An 18,868-nucleotide genomic window follows, 5' to 3' on the forward strand; every position below is an offset into this window, starting at 1 on the left:
CGCTCGCGACAGAAAAGAGGATTATTCCGCATTCAATGCCAGGCGTGCAGCCGCGACACTGTCGGCCAAACAGGATTGGTCTTGTCGAGGTAGCTATGCACACCCAGATACCCTTGCAGTCACCCTTCGATGCTCGTTCCACGGCCGGGGAGGTGATCCGCGGCCTCGACCTGTCCGGCGCCACCGCCCTAGTAACGGGAGGTCACTCGGGACTCGGCTTGGAGACGACCCGCGCCCTGGCTGCCGCGGGCGCCCGGGTCATCGTCGCCGCCCGGGATCCACGGCAGGCACGTGCCAGCCTGGGCGAGTTGCCGACGGTTGAGATCGAGCGCCTTGACCTGGGTGATCTGGCGAGCGTGCGCGACTGCGCCCGGCGCTGCGCCCAGCGGCTCGGCACCTTGGATCTCCTGATCGGTAGCGCCGGGGTGATGGCCTGCCCGGAAACTCGGGTGGGGCCGGGTTGGGAGGCCCAGTTCGCTATCAATCACCTGGGGCATTACGCCCTGGTCAATCGGCTGCTGCCCCAGCTGGCAGCGGGCGCTCGGGTGGTCCAGGTCTCGTCGGCCGGGCACCAGTTGTCCGGCATGCGCTGGGATGACGTGAATTTCACTCGAAGCTATGACAAGTGGCTGGCCTATGGTCAGTCGAAAACCGCCAATGCTCTCTTCGCGGTGCAGCTGGATCGCCTGGCCAGGCAGGCGGGCATCCGCGCCTTCTCCGTGCATCCCGGCAAGATCTTCACGCCTTTGCAACGCCATCTGCCGCGGGAGGAAATGATCGCCGCCGGCTGGCTTGATGCGGCGGGGCGACCGGTCGATCCCTCGTTCAAGTCACCCGCACAAGGCGCGGCTACCCAGGTGTGGGTGGCCACGTCGACGCTACTGGACGGTAGCGGTGGGCGGTACTGCGAAGACTGCAACCTGGCGCGCCGGGTGGACAGCCCTAGCGCGGATGCCTCCGGGGTGATGCCCCATGCGCTGGACCCCGAGGCGGCGGAGCGCCTTTGGGAACTGTCGGCGCAGTGGACCGGCGTCAACGCCTTCGCCTGACTAGACCAGCCAGGTCGCCAGCGGCTGCCACAGCGCGGCGACCTTGTGGCCGCCACTGCAGCTGACCAGTGCCAGGGTGCCCACACCGACCAGCAGGGGCATGCCGAGAAAATCGAAAGGGGAAAGAGGCGAGCGCACGACGAATCCTCCCGGGATACGTGGTTGCAGAGCGATACCTTGCAGTTGAGAGCGAAGGCCGGAGCAAGTTCAGCGGTGGGCACGACCACAGGTCGAGTGGTCGGTTGGCATGGGCGAGCGCGCCCAACAATGCCAGAATCGGCGGTTCGCCGAGTCGTCCTGGAAAAGCCCGATGAAGATCCTCACCCTGCGCCTGAAGAACCTCAATTCCCTCAAGGGTGAGTGGAAGATCGACTTCACCGCCGAACCCTTCGCCAGCAGTGGCCTGTTCGCCATCACCGGACCGACCGGGGCGGGCAAGACCACCCTGCTGGACGCCATCTGCCTGGCGCTCTATCACCGCACGCCGCGCATGAGCAAGGTGGGTGGGGAGAGCAACGAACTCATGACCCGCCACACCGGCGACTGTCTTGCCGAGGTGGAATTCGCCGTGCGTGGCGAGCGCTATCGGGCCTTCTGGAGCCAGCGACGCGCGCGGGATCGGGCCGATGGCGCCCTGCAGCCACCCAAGGTGGAACTGGCCAGGCTCGACGGCAGCATCCTCGCCGAAAAGACCGGCGACAAGCTCAGACTCACCGAAGAACTCACCGGCCTCGACTTCGAGCGCTTCACCCGCTCCATGCTCTTGGCCCAGGGGGGCTTCGCCGCCTTCCTGGAAGCCAGTGCCAGCCAGCGCGCCGAATTGTTGGAAGAGCTGACCGGCACCGCGGTGTACGGGCAGATCTCCCAGCGGGTGTTCGAGCGCGCGCGGGAGGCCAAGGGCGTCCTGGACGGCCTGCGCCAGCGCGTCGCCGGGGTCGAGGTGCTGGATGACGAGCGCCGCCAGGCATTGGCCGCCGAGGGCAGCGGCCTGGCCGCACGCGAAGAGCGACTGGGGGCAGACCTCAAGGCCTGGCAGACCGAACGCCAGTGGCGGTCCGCCGTGGAGCAGGCGGCGGCGGACGAGCAGCAGGCCCAGGCGCGCCTGGCCGCGGCGCAGCAGGCCTGGGAGGCTGCCGAGCCGCAGCGACAGCGGCTGGCGGCGGCCGAACCGGCGGCCCGGCTGCTGCCCGTCGAGCAGGCCTGGCGCGAAGCCGCGGCGCGGGAACAGCGCAGCCGGGAGGAACTGGCCCAGCTCGATCAGCGGATCCAGGCCTTGGCCAGTCGCCGCGATGGCGCCCTGGCCCAGACCCTGGGCGCCAGTGCCGAACAACTGCGCCAGGCCGAGGCGGAGCAGGCGCAGGCGCTGGACGAACAACAGCATCTTGAACTTAGCCTGGCCAAGCGCAGTGGTCATGCCGAACTTGGCGAACACCTGGGCGACTGGCGCAGCCAGCTGGCCCTGCGCGATGAAAGAGCCGAGGCCCTGGCGCGCCTGACGCGCCGCCAGCAGGAGCAGACCCGGCAGCTGCAGCTGCTGGCCGAGGAGCGCGAAGCCCAGCAGGAGGCGGTGACCCGGGCACGCGAGCAGACCGCCCAGGCCCAGGCGACGGAGCAGGCCCAGCGCGAACGCTGGCAGGCGGCGCTGGACGGCCGCGACGAAAAGGCCTGGCGCGCCCTCTGGCAGGCCACGCTGGGCCGGGTCAACGAGGTGGATCAGCTGGATCAGCTGGTCGAGCGCCGGCGCCAGCTGCAGACGCAGCTGGAGCGTCTGGCCCGCAGCCAGGGTGAGCGTCAGCGCCAGCATGGCGATCACCAGGTGCGCCTGGACGCCCTGCGCGGACGCTATCGCGAGGTGGCCCAGCAGGTGCGCGAGCGCGAGAAGCTGCTCGAACAGGAAAGGGTCATCCGCAGCCTGGAGGCCCAGCGCGCCGACTTGCAGCCCGACGAACCCTGTCCGCTGTGCGGTTCCCGCGAGCACCCCGCGGTGGCCGACTATGCCGCCCTGGATGTCTCCGCTACCCAGACTGCCCTGCAGGACGCCAAGGCTGAACTGGAGCGCCTGACCCTGGAAGGCAAGGAGCTCAGCGAAGCCCTGGCCGCACTCAAGGCGCAACTGGATCAGGCCACCGAACAGCAGACCGAGGCCAGTCAGCAGCTGGAGCAACTGGGTGAACTCTGGCGTCAGCGTTGCACGGCCCTGGGTGCCGATCCCGAAACACCCGGCGCGGTGGCCGAATTGCGCCGCCGGCAGGATCAGGAGCTGGCGCGCATTCAGCAGGTGCTCGCTACCCTGGATGGCCTGCGTCAGCAAGGCGAGGAAGGCCGCAACGAAGCCCAGCGCCTGGCGCGTCAGCAGGCCGATGCCGAACAGCGCCAGGCGCTGGCCGAGGCGGCCTGGGAGCGAGTGCAGCAAAGTCTGGCGGAGGGTGCCAGGGAACAGCGTGAGGCCGAGGCGCAACAGGTCACGGCAGAGCGCCAGTTGGGTGCGGAGCTGGCGCGCTGGGGGCACGAGGTGCCCAGTCGTGCTGGCGAATGGCTGACGCTGCGCGAACAGGAGTGGCGCCGCTGGCAGACCGATCGCCAGCGAGCGCAGGAATTGCAGCAGCACCTGAAGGACATAGCCCAGCGCCTGGCCACCCTCGCGCCGCTGGTCGAGACCTGGCGCCAGCGCGCCGGCGAGGGCGCCGCCGTCCCGGTGGCGCCGGAGGCCGCTGCGGCCGTGCTCGCCGAGGCGACCGCGACCTGGGAAGACTGCCGTGAGCAGGGTGCGGCGCTGCAGGGCAGCCACCAGGCGCTGCACGAGCGACTGGCGGGCGAGGTGCAGCTGGCCAGCGAAGCCGGCGCCCGGTGGCAGACCGCTCTGGCCGCCAGCGCCTTCGCCGACGCCGACGCCTGGCGCGCCGCGCAACTGGACGATCACGAGCACAGCGCTCTGACGCTGGAGCGCACCCGTCTCGAGACCGGTCTGACCGAGGCGCGCGCTCTGGCCGGTGCGGCGCAGGAACGCCTGAACACCCTGAACGCCGAGCCGCAGACCGAGCGCAGCGCCGCCGAGCTGGATGCCGAGCTGGCCGCTGCCAGCGCCGAATTGCGCGCCCTGGGCCAGCGCCAGGGCGAGGTCAACGCCGCCTTGCGCGAAGACGAGCGCCGCCGCGATGGGCTGCAGGTCCTGCTTGGCGAGATCGCCGCTCAGGAGCGCGATCACGATCTCTGGCAACACCTCAACGGCCTGATCGGCTCGGCCGACGGCGCCAAATTCCGCAAGTTCGCCCAGGGCCTGACCCTGGATCACCTGGTGCATCTCGCCAATGGTCAGCTCATGCGCCTGCATGGCCGCTACCGGCTGATCCGTCGCCAGGCGGCGGAACTGGAATTGCAGATCCTCGACACCTGGCAGGCCGATGCCCTGCGCGATATCCGTACCCTCTCCGGCGGTGAGAGCTTCCTGGTCAGCCTGGCCCTGGCGCTGGCCCTGTCGGATCTGGTCAGCCAGCGCACCGGCATCGACTCGCTGTTTCTCGACGAAGGCTTCGGCACCCTCGATGGCGAGACCCTGGAGGTCGCCCTGGATGCCCTCGATCAGCTCAATGCCAGCGGCAAGACCATCGGCATCATCAGCCACGTGGAGGCGCTCAAGGAGCGCATCCCGGTGCAGCTCAGGGTGCGCAAGGGCGTCGGTCTGGGCCATAGCGGTCTGGAGCGGCGCTATGCCGTGGAGAAAAACGCGACCGAGTGAGTCATTTTTCCGGTGCAGTGGTCGAAGCCCAGCGCGAAGCGAAACGATGAAACTGTTAACGTAGACAGGTTCGCCATCTCTGCTGGCGCTATGACATCTCCTTCTCCTACTGGCCACCTACCCACCATGTCCCAATTCCTTGCCGTCGGCCTGTTCGAATACGATCCCAGCCGCGCCGAATGGCGCGCGGATGCCGCCTGTGCGGCCATGCTGGAACGGGACGTCGAGGCGCTGGCCCGGGGCCTTTCGCCCGCCGAGCTGCTCAGCGGGCTGCAGAGTCGCAGCACGCCACCCGAGGGACTGCTGCCCGCCGCGGGCCAGGTCTGGGAGGCCTGGCGCCAGGGCGCCGATGGTCAGTTGCGCTGCCTGCAATTCCAGCGCCGCGAGGCTGGTGGCGTGCTGCTCGACGTCACCGCGCAGCGCCGCCATGAAGCCGAGCTCTGGCAGGGCGAGGCCTTCAAGCGCAGCGTCATGGTCTGCAGCGTCGACTGCATCAAGCTGATCGATCTGGACGGGCGTCTGGAATACATGAATCCGGGCGGCCTGGTGGTCATGGAGATCGACGACTTCATTCCCTTCCAGGGCCGTCCCTGGGCCGAACTCTGGCCCGAAGGGCAGCGCCATGAGGTGACCGCCGCCATCGAGGCGGCGCGGCAGGGCGGCATCGGGCGCTTCACCGGGCTGGCGCCCACGGCGAAGGGCACCCGGCGCTGGTGGGACGTGGTGGTCACGCCGATCCTGGGCGATGACGGCCAGCCCCTGAGATTCCTCTCCATTTCCCGTGATGTCAGCGAAGCCGTCCATACCCGCGAGGCCCTGGACGAACTCAATCGCAACCTCGAGGAGCGCATCGAGATACGCAGCCAGGAGCTGATCGCCCTGGAAGAGGAGCTGCGCCAGGCGCAGAAGATGGAGGCCATCGGCCAACTCACCGGCGGCATCGCCCACGACTTCAACAACCTGCTGACCGGCATCGTCGGCTCGCTCGATCTGATGCGTCGCCGCGTGCAGCAGGGGCGCATCCAGGAGCTGGAACGCTACCTGGACACCGCCACCCGCTCGGCCGAGAACGCCGCGGCCCTGACCCAGCGCCTGCTGGCCTTTGCCCGCCGCCAGGTGCTCGAACCCCGGCCGGTGGATGCCGGCCAGCTGGTGCAGGGCATGCACGAATTGCTGCGTCACAGCCTGGGCAAGAAGATCCGCAAGGACGTCCAGCTCGACGCCGACCTCTGGCTGCTGCACTGCGATCCGCATCAGCTGGAAAACGCCATCCTCAACCTGGCCATCAACGCCCGCGATGCCATGCCCGAGGGCGGCAACCTGAGCATCCGCGTGGACAATGTCAGCGGACCGCTCAGCATCGGCCTGCCGAGCGAGACCGTGGCCGGTGATTTCGTCCGTATCCAGGTCTGCGATACCGGCACCGGCATGGACGCCGATACCCTCAAGCGCGCCTGCGAACCCTTCTTCACCACCAAGCCCAGCGGACGCGGCACCGGACTCGGACTGTCGATGATCTATGGCTTCGTCCGCCAATCCGGTGGCCAGGTGGAGATCCATTCGGTGGTGGGCGAGGGCACCTGCATCAGCCTCTATCTACCGCGGCTGCTGGCTCAGCCCGCCGTGGAACCCGCTCCCGGCGAAGCCGAAGGCCCGGTGCTGCCGGAGGTCTCCGGTGACTGTGCGCTGATCGTCGAAGAAGAGCGCGAGGTCCGCGTCATCATCGGCGAGGTACTGGCGGAGCTGGGTTACACTCCCCTGGCGGTGGCCGACAGCGCCACCGCCGTGGCGCTTATCGCCTCGGGCAGCCTGCGCATCGATCTGCTGGTGACCAGTCTTGGTCTCTCCGGGCTGGATGGCCGGCAACTGGCCGAGCAGGCGCGGGCCACCAGCCCCGGACTACCGGTGCTCTATCTGTCCGGTCAGGCGGACCCGGCGTCCCTGCCGGAGCTGGCGGAAGAGGGCGTCGAACTCATCGGCAAACCCTTCGGCCTGGAAGAGCTGGCGCGCTGCGTAAGGCGTCTGCGCCCGGGCGGCTGAGCCGGTCGCGGCGAACTGTCGCGGCGCTCCATGGTCGATCCTTTCGTGTCGCAACGTCCGTTGCGGCTGCTGTCGTGTCGACAAGAAAAGGAGCGCTTCATGAAACGCCTGCCACCTGCGCCACCCGCGCGGATGCTCGTCCTGTCCCTGTCCATCGCCTTTCTCGCCGCCTGCGCCCATGAGGGCAGCAAGCCGGAAACCCCGACCTGGAGTTGGCGCGACGCCAGCAACGCCCGCGCCGTGCCGCCGGACCAGGCCTATCCCGAGCTGTTCGCCGCCGTGCAGCAAGGCAAGCTGTTCAGTGACCAGAAGCACTTCGTCGATGCCCTGCCCAAGCGCAATCCGGCCGACATCCGCCAGGACTACCTGACCCAGCGCGACAAGCCGGGCTTCGACCTCAAGGCCTTCGTGAGCGCCAACTTCGAAGAATCCGATCCGATCAAGGCTGCACCGCCCAAGGCGGGGGCCGACCTTCCGACCCACGTCAAGGATCTCTGGCCGGTACTGACCCGCCACTACGAAGAGGTGCCGGCCTACAGCAGCCTGCTGCCGCTGCCCAAGCCCTATGTGGTGCCGGGTGGACGCTTCCGCGAGGTCTACTACTGGGATTCCTACTTCACCATGCTGGGACTGGCCAAGGACGGGCGCACCGACTTGGTTCGCGACATGGTGGACAACTTCGCCCATGAGATCGACGTCTATGGCCACATTCCCAACGGCAATCGCAGCTACTACCTGAGTCGCTCGCAGCCGCCGTTCTTCGCCTACATGGTCGATCTGCAGGCCAGTCTGGAAGGCGACTCCGCCTATCGTCGCTACCTGCCGCAACTGCAGAAGGAATACGCCTACTGGATGGCCGGGGCCGAAGGCCTGCAACCGGGCCAGGCCAATGCCCATGTGGTCAGGCTGGCCGACGGCACCCTGCTCAATCGCTACTGGGACGCCCGCGATACCCCGCGCCAGGAGTCCTACCTGGAAGACCTGGCCACCGCCGCCCAGGCCAAGGGCCGACCGGCCGGCGAGGTCTATCGCGATCTGCGCGCCGGGGCCGAGAGTGGCTGGGACTTCTCCTCGCGCTGGCTGGGCGATGGCAAGACCCTGGCGTCCATCCGCACCACCGCCATCGCCCCGGTGGACCTGAACAGCCTGCTCTATCACCTGGAGCAGACCATCGCCAAGGCCTGCGAGAAGACCGGCGAGGCCAGTTGCGTCCAGGCCTACAGCCAGAAGGCCAAGACCCGCCAGCAGGCCATCGACCGCTACCTGTGGAATCCGGCCGGTTACTACACCGACTTCGACTGGCAGGCCAAGCGCCGTACCGACAAGGTTTCCGCCGCTACCCTGTTCCCGCTGTTCGTCGGTCTTGCCAGCCAGAGCAGTGCCGACCAGACCGCCGCGACCGTGGCCAACCAGTTGCTGCGTCCCGGTGGCATCGCCACCACCACGGTCAAGACCGGCCAGCAGTGGGACGAGCCCAACGGCTGGGCGCCCCTGCAATGGGTCGCCGTGGATGGCCTGCGCCGCTACCAGCAGGACAAGCTGGCCGCCGACATCGGCACCCGCTTCCTGACCCAGGTGCAGAACCTCTACACCCGCGAGCAGAAGCTGGTGGAGAAATACGACCTCACCGGCGGCCAGGGTGGCGGCGGCGGCGAGTACGAGCTGCAGGACGGCTTCGGCTGGACCAACGGCGTCACGCTCAAGCTGCTTGAACTCTACAAGCCGCAACCCGGCGCGAAATAAGGCCAAATAAAAGGCCCGTAACGGCGGACCTTCTTCGTGTTGTGCAACCCGTAGGTTGGGCTGAGACAGCTCTATCGTCGAAGCCCAACAATCTGGGGGTCGTGGCTGAACCTGTTGGGCTTCGCTACGCTCAACCCAACCTACGGGCCGCTCTTTCCCCCTCTCCCTCCGGGAGAGGGCTGGGGTGAGGGCAAGCCCTACGCCAGCTCCATCCGGATACCGACTCCAGGCGTCACAGCGGGTCCACCGGTGGCGCATCGTCCTCATCGGCAGGCAACTCCGCCGGATGCAGCCCCTCCGGATCTTCGTCCTCGGGCAACGGCAGGATGGCGTTCATCAACTGTACTCCGGATCGCGCGGATTCTTCTGCGGCAGGCGTTCCTCGACCGGCTTGTCATCCGGATCCTCGCCTACGGGCTCTTCGGGATCGGGCGCAATGTCCGGATCGATATCCAGGTCGTCGGGGTTTTCCTTGATCTGATCGTTCATGCGGCCTCCGCGAGTGGTTGTTAAGCCTTGGGCATAGCCCTCCACGCGAAGTTCGCCACCGGCGATCAGCGATAGCCTCTGGCCTGCAGATCGAACAGCTGAGCATAGCGGCCGCCGCTGGCCAGCAGCTGCTCGTGATCCCCTCGCTCGCGGATCTCGCCGCCTTCCAGCACCAGGATCTGATCGGCATTGCGCACGCTGGAGAAGCGGTGCGAGATCAGCAGGGTCATGCGCTGCTGCGCCTGGGCGCGAAAGCGCTCGAAGATCACCGCCTCGGCGGCGGCGTCCAGCGCGGCGGTGGGTTCGTCCAACACCAGGATGTCGGCCTCTTCGCGCATATAGGCGCGCGACAGGGCAATCTTCTGCCACTGCCCACCGGACAACTCCTGACCGCCCATGAACCAGCGTCCGAGCTGGGTCTCGTAGCCCTCGCGCAGACCGGCGATGACTTCGTCGGCCAGGCCCTGCTCGGCCGCCTTGCGCCAGCGCGCCTCGTTCTTGAAGGCCGTGGTGTCGCCGACCCCCAGATTTTCGCCAGCGATGAGCTGGTAGCGGATGAAGTCCTGGAAGATGACGCCGATACGCCTGTGCAGGGCGGCCGGCTGCCACTCCTGCAGATCGCTACCATCGAGCAGGATGCGTCCCTGGGTAGGCGCATGCAGCCGGGTCAGCAGCTTGATCAGGGTGGTCTTGCCCGAGCCGTTGGCGCCCACCAGGGCCAGGCTCTGGCCAGGCGCCAGGTGAAAGCTGATGTCCTTGAGCGTCGGTGCGGTCGCGCCTGGATAGGTGAAGCCGACCCCGTCGAATCTCAGGCCATCGCCGGGCTGGCTGCCGGCGGTAAGGCTGCCGCCCTCGGCGCTGGTCGGCTGGCCCAGGTAGTCGTAGAGATTGCTCAGGTAGAGGCTGTCTTCGTAGAGTCCGCCAAGGGCCGTCAGGCTGGCGCTGACCGCGGCCTGACCCTGGCGGAACAGGGTGAGATAGAGGGTCATCTGGCCCAGGCTCAGACGCCCGCGCACGGTATCGAGCACCACCCAGGCATAGGCGGCATAGAAGGCGAGGGTGCCCAGCAGGCCAAAGACGAAACCCCAACCGTCACGTCTCAGGGTGAGGCGACGGTCCTCTGCATAGAGCTTGGTGAAGGTGGTGCGATAGCGCTCCAGCAGCAGCGGTGCCAGGCCGAACAGCTTGACCTCCTTGATGTAGGCCTCGTGGGAAAGTAGGGTCTCCAGGTAGGTCTGGCGGCGAGTCTCGGGCGCACGCCGACTGAACAGGCGAAAGGCATCGCCGGAAAAGCGCGCCTCGGCCAGAAACACCGGCAGGGCACCCACCACCAGCAGCAACAGCGCCCAGGGCGAGAAATGCACCAGCAGCACGGCGAAGCTGACGAGCGAGATCAGGTTCTGCAACAGGGTCAGGGACTTGGTCACCAGGGCCAGGGGCCGGATGGACGCCTCGCGCCGGGCCCGCACTAGCTTGTCGTAGAAATCCGCGTCTTCGAATTGTGCCAGGGACAGGGTCTGGGCCTTTTCCAGGATCAGCAGATTCACGGTCTGCCCCAGGCGTACCCGCAGTAGCGATTGCTGCACCGACAGCAGCCGCTGGGCTCCCGCCAGGGCCGCCAGTACCCCGGCTTCGGCCAGCACGAACTTCAGCACCGGCCACAGCGGCGCCTGGCCCTGCTCGGCATGCAGCCGCATGGCCGCCACCACGGCATCGACGATGCGCTGCCCCAGCCAGGCGGCCAGTGCCGGCAGCAGGCCGGCGACCAGGGTGGCCAGAACCAGGCCGATCAGCAGCGCGGGAGAGGTGCTCCAGACCAGGCCGGCAGCGCGGCGCATCTGCTGTTGCACGATAGCGAAGGAAGTCGAGAGGGCCATGGCGGATCTTCGGCGAGGGTCAGCATTAGTCGAGGCGGCGGTCGCCATGTTCCCGAGGCTATAGCAAAAGGCTTACACGCCCTGGTGTCACCTGGCCATATTGCCGCCCCGGCGGGCTGCGTAATCTACACCTATCAGCGGCGCAGGATGCGCAGCTCTGAGGTCACGGATGAAGACCAGGCCAGGATGGCGCCTGACAGGACGTTGGGATGGTCGCAACAAAGAACCCGCTTCGGCGGGTTTTTTGTTGGGCGCGATTCAGGGTCGGCGGGCGAAGCGGGCAGGGTATGGCAAAAGGCTTACACGCCCTGGTGTCACCTGGCCATATTGCCGCCCCGGCGAGCTGCGTAATCTACACCTATCTGCGGCGCAGGATGCGCAGCTCTGAGGTAACGGATGAAGACCAGGCCAGGATGGCGCCTGACAGGATGTTGGGATGGTCGCAACAAAGAACCCGCTTCGGCGGGTTTTTTGTTGGGTGCGATTCAAGGACGGCGGGCGATTAAGATCCGGGTTCCGCGGCGATGCGGTTGCGACCGGCGCCCTTGGCCGCATAGAGCGCCCGGTCGGCGCCTTCGGTGAGGGTGTAGGCATCCATCCCGGTCCTGTGGGTAGCGATACCAACACTCAGGGTCACCGCACGCCGTGACCAGGCATGGTTGGCGACGGCAGCCCGACAACGCTCGGCCACCAAGTGGGCCGCGGTGAGATCGGCACCCGACAGCAGGATGGCGAATTCCTCGCCGCCGTAGCGAAAGCAGGCGTCATTGTCGCGACAGCTTTGTAGCAGCAACTGACTGACCGTCTGCAAGGCGGTATCACCGGCCTGGTGGCCAAAGGCGTCGTTGTAGGTCTTGAAGTGATCGACGTCGATCAGCAGCATGGACAACGGCGTGCCCTGGTCCTCGGCGCGCCGCAGATGCTCGGCCAGGCGCAGGTCGAAGGCGCGTCTGTTGAACAGACCGGTCAGGGCATCGGTGACGCTGCGTTGCTCGGCGGCCTGCATCATGTCCAGCAGCTGGCGCTGCGAGGCCTCCAGCAGGTGCTGTTGCTCGATATGCTCGGTGACGTCCACCGACAGCCCCGCCAGGGCGATGCCCTGCCGGGTGACCAGGGGAAACTTGTAGGACTGCCAGAAGAGGCGTCGACCATCCGGAGCCGTCATGCGCTCGACGAGTCGGCTCGGCTTGAGTTCGTTCATCACCTGCTCGTCGACCTGGCGAAAGCGTGGCGCCGCCTCTGGCCAGATGGTGAAGTCGTCCTGGCCGAGGACCTCGTCACGGGTCAGTTCCAGCTGCTGCAGAAAGGGCTCGTTGACATAGCGGTAGCGCCAGTCGCGGTCCTTGATGTAGGCGATGAAGGGCCCGTTGTTCATGAAGGCGGAAAAGTTGATGTCCAGCTCTTCCAGCTGGCGCAGGGTCTCTCGCTGTTGCAGCAGGATGCTGACCTGCCGGGCCAGCCGTTGCAGGTTGTCGACCTGAGCCGCCTCGAAATGCCGGACCCGGTCGTCCATCACGCAGAGGGTGCCGAGGGCGATCCCGTGCCGGTCGAGCAGGGGAATGCCCAGGTAGGCGCGCATCCGTTCCAGCCCGGGTGCTGCCCTCAGGTGTGAGACGCGCGGGTCCCGTTGCAGATCCTCCACCAGAAAAGGCTGGCGAGGGGTGCGAATCGCCAGGTGGCAGAGCGAGGCGTCGGCCGGTACCTCGGCTACCGTCATGCCCTGACAGGCCTTGAACCAGAGGCGATGTCGATCGGCGAGGGTGATGAAGGCCACCGGCGCCCGGGTCAGCTGGCAGGCCAAGGCGACGATGTCTTCGTAGGCGGCTTCGACACCGCTATCGAGAATCTGCAGCTCGCTCAGGGCGTGGAGACGCTGGGCGTCATCGGGGTGAGTCATGCGGGCTCGCGAGGGCGGGGTCTCTGACTAGAGCATAGTATCCGGGGCGACAGAGGAAAACTGTAGCCTTGCGGCAGTCGCCCAGGCGCCGGTCGCTACCGGCGCCTGGGCGTTGGCGGACTAGCGGCGGGGTTGCAGCAGCAGCGCCACCAGGGCGCTCCAGCCGGTCTGGTGGGAAGCCCCGAGTCCGCGGCCGTTTTCGCCGTGGAAATACTCGTGGAACAGCACCAGGTCGCGACTGCGCGGATCGTTCTGCAGTTGCGGATAGTCGACCATGCTCGGGCGTTTGCCGTCGGCATCCTTGAGGAACAGCCGCGTCAGGCGCTGGCTGAGGCCGTCGGCGACCTCTTCCAGATTGGCCAGGTAGCCAGAGCCGCTGGGGTATTCCACCGAGAAGCTGTCGGCGTAGTAACGGTGGAATTCGTGCAGCGACTCGATGAGCATGTAGTTGATCGGCATCCACAGTGGCCCGCGCCAGTTGGAGTTGCCGCCATAGAGCCGCGAATCCGATTCCGCCGGTTGGTAGCGGGCGCTGAGCAGGTTGCCGTCGGCCTGGCGCATCTCGAAGGGTTGCTGTTCGTGGGCCTTGGACAGCGAGCGGATGCCGTATTCGGAAAGGAATTCGTTGTCATCCAGCATGCGCTTGAGCAGCAGCTTGGTGCGATGGCCGCGCAGCAGCGAGAGCAGGAATCTATTGCCCTGGCCGGGCTCGGTCCAGCGCGAGACCAGCCGGGCGAGATCCGGTCGCTGGCGCAGGAAGCCACGCAGTCGTCCGCCGAGGCCGGGGAGGCCCTCGTGCTCGCGCTGTTCCAGGACCTGTACCGCGAACAGCGGGATGAGGCCGACGATGGACCTCAGGCGCAGCGGCTCGGCGCTGCCATCCGCCTTGTGCAGGACGTCGTAGAAGAATTCGTCCTGTTCGTCCCAGAGGCCGTCTTCGCGATCATCGCTGTGGTTGATGGCGCCGGCGATGTGCAGGAAGTGCTCGAAGAACTTCACCCCGAGATCGACGTACACCGGATTTTCCTTGGCCAGCTCCAGGGCGATGCGCATCAGGTCCAGGGCATAGGCGGCCATCCAGGCGGTGCCGTCGGCCTGGTCCAGGTGATAGCCCTCCGGCAGGGGGGCCGAGCGATCGAAGAGGGCGATGTTGTCCAGGCCGAGGAAACCGCCCTGGAAGATGTTGCGACCCTCGGTGTCCTTGCGGTTGATCCACCAGGAAAAATTCAGCAGCAGCTTGTGGAAGACGCGTTCGAGGAAGACCCGGTCGCCGACCCCGGTCAGAGACTTTTCCTGCAGGTAGACGTGCCAGGTGGCCCAGGCGTGCACCGGCGGATTGGCGTCCTCGAAATTCCACTCGTAGGCCGGCAGCTGGCCATTGGGGTGCATGAATCTGTCCTTCACCAGCAGCAGCAGCTGCTGCTTGGCGAAGCCGGGATCGATCAGGGCATAGGCCACCGCCTGGAAGGCCAGGTCCCAGGAGGCGTACCAGGGGTACTCCCACTTGTCCGGCATGGAGACGATGTCGAAATTGAGCAGGTGGCGCCAGTGGCCGTTGCGGATGCGCTGGCGCTGCGCCGGCGGCGTCGGTTGTGCGGGATCGCCGTCGAGCCAGCGGTTGACCTCGAAATAATAGAGCTGCTTGGACCAGAGCAGGCCGGCCAGGGCCTGACGCTGCACCAGGCGCGCATCGGGATCGGCGATCTTTTCCTGCAGGGCGGCATAGAAGGCATCGGCTTCGGCGATGCGCTCGGCGAAGATCGCATCGGCATCCACCGACAGCGCATTGGTCGGCGCCAGGCGCAGGTAGACCACGGTCTTGGCGCCACCCTCCAGCTCCACGGTGAAATGGGCAGCCGCCTTGCTGCCGAAGTCGCGGCGGATCGCCTCGCGGGCGCCGCGCACCACGTATTCGTTGATGCCGTCCTTGAAGGGGCCCTCGGCGGCTTCACCGGTCAGGCGGGGCAGGTTGGTTTCGTTGTTGCAGAACAGCCACTCGGCCTCGCGCGGGCCCCAGGCGCTGACCACCAGGTCGGGCCGGTCGAAATAGCTGGCGCGGACCTGGTCGCCTTCCAGGCTGAGCATGGAGCGCGGCGGGGTGCCGGTCCAGGCCCAGGTGTTGCGCGACCAGATCTGCGGCAGCACTCGCAGGCTGGCGCGCTCGGTCCCGCGGTTTTCCACGGTGACCCGCATGAGGATGTCGTCGGGGGTGTGCTTGGCGTATTCGACGGTGACGTCGAAATAGCGATCCTCGGCGAAGACGCCGGTATCGAGGATCTCGTATTCGCGATCCTCCAGGCCGCGCCGGGCGTTTTCCTCGGCGAGCTGGGCATAGGGAAAGGCGGCGTGGGGATACTTGTAGAGCATCTTCTGGTAGGCGTGGCTTGGCACCCCGTCCAGGTAGAAGTACAGCTCCTTGACGTCCTCGCCATGGTTGCCTTCGGCGTTGGTCAGGCCGAACAGCCGTTCCTTGAGGAAGGGATCGCGCTCGTTCCACAGGGCGATGCCCAGGCACCATTGCTGAGCCTTGTCGCAGAAACCGGCGAGGCCGTCTTCACCCCAGCGATAGGCGCGGCTGCGCGCATGGTCATGGGGGAAGTAGCGCCAGGCGTCGCCATCGGCGCTGTAGTCTTCACGGACCGTGGCCCACTGGCGCTCGCTCAGGTAGGGCCCCCACTGTCGCCAGGCGGCGGCATCGGTATCAGCCAGGCGCTGGCCTTCTCGGGTATGCAGGATGCCCGGGGCGGGATGTGCCGTCATCGTGTCTCCAGATTCAGGTAACGGTTAAGGCTCGAGGATAGATCACCATTGTGGCGTGCAACGACCTGCCTTGGCGTATCGCTGCAGTTTTTAGTGCCTGTCTGACCGGAAAAAATTCACGCCGTTGCGGTTTTCGTCACAGGGCCTGGGCGGGCGCAAGGGCTCTATCCCGGGCAAGCGGCGAACGAAAAAAAGCCCCACGCCGGGTCGGCGTGGGGCCTTCTGGTCATCGCGAAGCGCCCGCCGCTCGCGCAGCGGGCCTGGCAGCGAGCTACAGGGCCATGTCGTTGGCGGCCTTTTCGGCGCGCGGAGCGCTGGCGGTGGCCTTGGCGTTCTCGGTGCCGGTGGCGACCGGCGGGGTGGCCAGTTGCAGGACTTCGGCGGTGTAGTTCCACTCCTGCTGCACGCGCGCCGGGTCGCTGTTCAGCTTGGTGCCGTAGCTGGGCACGATCTGGTGCAGCTTGGCTTGCCACTCCGGGGTCGCGACCTTGTCCTTGAACACCTTCTCCAGCACGCTGAGCATGATGGGCGCGGCGGTCGAGGCACCCGGGGAGGCGCCCAGCAGGCCGGCGATGCTGCCGTCCTTGGCCGCGACGATCTCGGTGCCCAGCTTCAGCACGCCACCCTTGTCGGCGTCGCGCTTGATGATCTGCACGCGCTGACCGGCCTGCCACAGGCGCCAGTCTTCCTTCTTGGCGTTGGGGAAGTACTCGCGCAGGGCGGCCATGCGGTCGTCATCCGACAGCATCAGCTGACCGGCGAGATATTCCACCAGCGGGTACTCGGCCACGCCCACGCGGACCATCGGCCAGGCGTTGTGGGTGTTGGTGCTGGTCAGCAGGTCCAGGTAGGAACCCTGTTTGAGGAACTTGGTGGAGAAGGTGGCGAAGGGCCCGAACAGGATCACTCGCTTGCCGTCGAGCATGCGGGTGTCCAGGTGCGGTACCGACATCGGCGGGGCGCCGACCGACGCCTTGCCGTAGGCCTTGGCCAGGTGCTGCTGGGCGATCTCGGGGTTGTCGGTGACCAGGAAGGAGCCACCCACCGGGAAGCCGGCGTAGTCGTTGGCTTCGGGGATGCCCGACTTCTGCAGCAGGTGCAGGGCACCGCCACCGGCGCCGATGAAAACGAACTTGGCGTCGGTCTCGGTCTTCTTGCCGTCCTTGAGGTTCTTGTACTCCACGCGCCAGCTGCCGTCGGCATTGCGGGTGATGTTCTCGACTTCGCTGGACAGGTTCAGCTTGAAGTTCGGCTTGGACTGCAGGTTGGCGGCGAACTGGCGGGTGATCTCGCCGAAGTTGACGTCGGTGCCCAGCGGACTCCAGGTGGCGGCGATCTTCTGCTTGGGATCGCGACCTTCCATCATCAGCGGAACCCACTGCTTGATCTGCGCGGGATCCTCGGAGAACTGCATGCCGGAGAACAGCGGGCTGGCCTTGAGCGCCTCGTAGCGCTTCTTCAGGAAGGCGATGTTCTCGTCACCCCAGACGAAACTCATGTGCGGGGTGCTGTTGATGAAGCTCTTCGGGTCCTTGAGGACACCGTTCTTGACCTGCCAGGACCAGAATTGACGGGAGATCTGGAAGGCTTCGTTGATCTCGATGGCCTTGGCGATGGTGACCTTGCCGTCCTTGTCTTCCGGGGTGTAGTTCAGCTCGGCCAGGGCGGAGTGGCCGGTACCGGCATTGTTCCAGCCGTTGGAGCTCTCGTCGGCGACCTGGTCCAGGCGCTCGACCATTTCCATGGTCCAGTTCGGCTCCAGCTCGTTCAGCCAGATGCCCAGGGTGGAGCTCATGATGCCGCCGCCGATCAGCAGGACGTCGACCTTCTTGGTGTCTTCGGCCTGTGCGGTGCCCAGGGCGGAGGCGATGGCGACGCCGAGCAGCGCGCCAGTCATTTTCTTCAGCATGTGATCTCTCGTTCGATAGAAGCTGGGTCTGCTTATCGAGTTTCGGTGCGGTGCGGCACCATGGCACATGGGGGATGTGCAGTGGGCAAGGCAGAATGCAGCCGGAAACACGCAAGGGCAGGTTCTTTTCCCTCCACCGCCCCTCTCTCATGAGTCACCGGAGGAGTCGGAGCAAAAACGCAAGGCGCGGCCTTGGCAGCGGCTGACCGGCGACAGAGGTCTCGGGCGCGACTGCGTGCGCGTGGCGTAATTGTTGCCGGACATTTTAAAGGGAAGGGGTAGGACTGCCTAGCCCGTAATTCACTGGCTTTGCCTATTAGCCTTTAGTCTAACCCTCTGTGACGACGGTCAAAGTCCCGTCAGCTGCCGCTCCAGGCGAACCGGAGCGGTCTGGGCGGCTTTCCACGAGGAGCCGGCGGCACCGACGAAAGCGGTCGGAAAGCCGCCGGAGGGTCGTCGTTCAAGTGTGGAGAGGTCGATCAGACGAAGCGCCAGGCGAGAAAGCGACTCTGCTTCTGGCCCTGGGCCATGGCCACCACGCGACTTTCGCTGACCTGTTCGCGGCGCAGCGCCGCCTGCAGCGGCGGCAGATTGCTGGCCTTGGACACCAGGCAGGTGAACCAGCCGACCTGACCGGCAAAGGCGCGACTCTCGCGGATCATCCGCTCGACAAAGACGGCCTCGCCCCCGGGGCACCAGAGTTCAGCCGCCTGGCCGCCGAAATTGAGCAGGGGTACCTGCTTGCCGGTGGTCTTGCCCAGATTCTTCCACTTGCGCCGGCTGCCGCGCACGGCATCGTCGGGGCTGGCGTGGAAGGGCGGATTGCACAGGGTGGCGGCGTAGCGCTCACCGGGTTGCAGGATACCGGCGAAGATCGCCTGGGGATCCGGCTGGCGGCGCAACTCGATGGCGGCGGCGCAATCCGGATTGGCCGCCAGGGTGCGGCCGAAGGCAGCCAGCGCCGCCGGGGCGATGTCGCTGCCAACGAAATGCCAGCCATACTCCTTGAAGCCGATCAGCGGATAGACGCCATTGGCGCCCGTACCCACGTCCAGCAAGCGCGTCGTCGCGCCACGAGGAATCTTGCCGCCATTGTCCTCGGCCAGCAGATCGGCCAGATGATGCAGGTAGTCGGCGCGACCGGGAATCGGTGGGCAGAGGAAATCGGCAGGGATGTCCCAATCGCGCACGCCATGGTGCAACGCCAGTAACGCGCGATTGAGTGCGCGGACGGCCTGGGGATCGGTGAAGTCGATGGACAGATTGCCCCGCGGCGTCGGCGCCACGAACGGCCTGAGCGCCGGGCTCGTGCGCATCAGCGCGGGAAAGTCGTAGCTGCCCTGGTGGCGATTGCGGGGATGCAGGGGC

11 protein-coding genes are annotated in these 18,868 nt (G+C 66.5%); 4 read left to right on the plus strand and 7 right to left on the minus strand.

The features are described 5' to 3' along the window. Positions 1 to 95 precede the first annotated feature (95 nt). A complete protein-coding gene (locus tag GSQ95_RS19495; protein WP_158895265.1) occupies positions 96 to 1,049 on the plus strand; it encodes an SDR family NAD(P)-dependent oxidoreductase in 954 nt (317 codons plus the stop codon). Here GSQ95_RS19495 and GSQ95_RS19500 read toward each other — a convergent pair whose 3' ends face one another. Next, the gene (locus tag GSQ95_RS19500) at positions 1,050 to 1,187 is read right to left on the minus strand and encodes a hypothetical protein (protein WP_158895263.1); all 138 of its coding nucleotides are present in this window, start codon (positions 1,185 to 1,187) and stop codon (positions 1,050 to 1,052) included. 172 nt (positions 1,188 to 1,359) lie between these two features. Between GSQ95_RS19500 and GSQ95_RS19505 the strand changes: the two genes are divergently transcribed. The 3 genes from GSQ95_RS19505 (at position 1,360) to treA (ending at position 8,568) form a co-directional block, all read left to right on the plus strand. Then, positions 1,360 to 4,785, plus strand: coding sequence for an AAA family ATPase (locus GSQ95_RS19505; RefSeq protein ID WP_158895261.1), 3,426 nt, complete (start codon positions 1,360 to 1,362; stop codon positions 4,783 to 4,785). Positions 4,786 to 4,911: 126 nt separating this feature from the next. Then, positions 4,912 to 6,825 carry a PAS domain-containing sensor histidine kinase gene (locus tag GSQ95_RS19510; protein WP_158895259.1) on the plus strand — a complete coding sequence of 638 codons (1,914 nt, stop codon included), beginning with the start codon at positions 4,912 to 4,914 and terminating at the stop codon, positions 6,823 to 6,825. Between the two features lie 99 nt (positions 6,826 to 6,924). Then, positions 6,925 to 8,568 carry an alpha,alpha-trehalase TreA gene (gene treA, locus GSQ95_RS19515; RefSeq protein WP_158895257.1) on the plus strand — a complete coding sequence of 548 codons (1,644 nt, stop codon included), beginning with the start codon at positions 6,925 to 6,927 and terminating at the stop codon, positions 8,566 to 8,568. A 336-nt stretch (positions 8,569 to 8,904) separates the two neighbouring features. Here the strand turns inward: treA and GSQ95_RS26200 are convergent, their stop codons facing one another. From GSQ95_RS26200 to rlmF, 6 genes are all read right to left on the minus strand, one after another. Then, the gene (locus GSQ95_RS26200; protein WP_178118456.1) at positions 8,905 to 9,057 is read right to left on the minus strand and encodes a hypothetical protein; all 153 of its coding nucleotides are present in this window, start codon (positions 9,055 to 9,057) and stop codon (positions 8,905 to 8,907) included. 65 nt (positions 9,058 to 9,122) lie between these two features. Further along, positions 9,123 to 10,934, minus strand: a complete 1,812-nt coding sequence (locus tag GSQ95_RS19520; RefSeq protein ID WP_158895255.1) for an ABC transporter ATP-binding protein — start codon at positions 10,932 to 10,934, stop codon at positions 9,123 to 9,125. 502 nt (positions 10,935 to 11,436) lie between these two features. Continuing rightward, entirely contained in the window at positions 11,437 to 12,831 is a 1,395-nt protein-coding gene (locus GSQ95_RS19525; RefSeq protein WP_158895253.1) for a diguanylate cyclase, read from the minus strand. A 120-nt stretch (positions 12,832 to 12,951) separates the two neighbouring features. Further along, entirely contained in the window at positions 12,952 to 15,591 is a 2,640-nt protein-coding gene (locus GSQ95_RS19530) for a glucosidase (RefSeq protein WP_158895251.1), read from the minus strand. Between the two features lie 271 nt (positions 15,592 to 15,862). Further along, the gene (gene mqo, locus GSQ95_RS19535; RefSeq protein ID WP_133862924.1) at positions 15,863 to 17,500 is read right to left on the minus strand and encodes a malate dehydrogenase (quinone); all 1,638 of its coding nucleotides are present in this window, start codon (positions 17,498 to 17,500) and stop codon (positions 15,863 to 15,865) included. Positions 17,501 to 17,979: 479 nt separating this feature from the next. After that, positions 17,980 to 18,868, minus strand: an 889-nt coding sequence (rlmF, locus tag GSQ95_RS19540; protein ID WP_158973877.1) for a 23S rRNA (adenine(1618)-N(6))-methyltransferase RlmF, incomplete at its 5' end; no start/stop codon positions are given.

Origin of the sequence: Pseudomonas sp. BAV 4579, from assembly GCF_009765395.1 — a bacterium.
Lineage (GTDB): Bacteria > Pseudomonadota > Gammaproteobacteria > Pseudomonadales > Pseudomonadaceae > Chryseomonas > Chryseomonas aestiva.

Coding starts and splice junctions, on each gene's coding strand:
- GSQ95_RS19495 (WP_158895265.1), top strand. CDS start 96: ATGCACACCCAGATACCCTTGCAGTCACCCTTCGATGCTCGTTCCACG.
- GSQ95_RS19505 (WP_158895261.1), top strand. CDS start 1,360: ATGAAGATCCTCACCCTGCGCCTGAAGAACCTCAATTCCCTCAAGGGT.
- GSQ95_RS19510 (WP_158895259.1), top strand. CDS start 4,912: ATGTCCCAATTCCTTGCCGTCGGCCTGTTCGAATACGATCCCAGCCGC.
- treA (WP_158895257.1), top strand. CDS start 6,925: ATGAAACGCCTGCCACCTGCGCCACCCGCGCGGATGCTCGTCCTGTCC.
- GSQ95_RS26200 (WP_178118456.1), bottom strand. CDS start 9,057: ATGAACGATCAGATCAAGGAAAACCCCGACGACCTGGATATCGATCCG.
- GSQ95_RS19520 (WP_158895255.1), bottom strand. CDS start 10,934: ATGGCCCTCTCGACTTCCTTCGCTATCGTGCAACAGCAGATGCGCCGC.
- GSQ95_RS19525 (WP_158895253.1), bottom strand. CDS start 12,831: ATGACTCACCCCGATGACGCCCAGCGTCTCCACGCCCTGAGCGAGCTG.
- GSQ95_RS19530 (WP_158895251.1), bottom strand. CDS start 15,591: ATGACGGCACATCCCGCCCCGGGCATCCTGCATACCCGAGAAGGCCAG.
- mqo (WP_133862924.1), bottom strand. CDS start 17,500: ATGCTGAAGAAAATGACTGGCGCGCTGCTCGGCGTCGCCATCGCCTCC.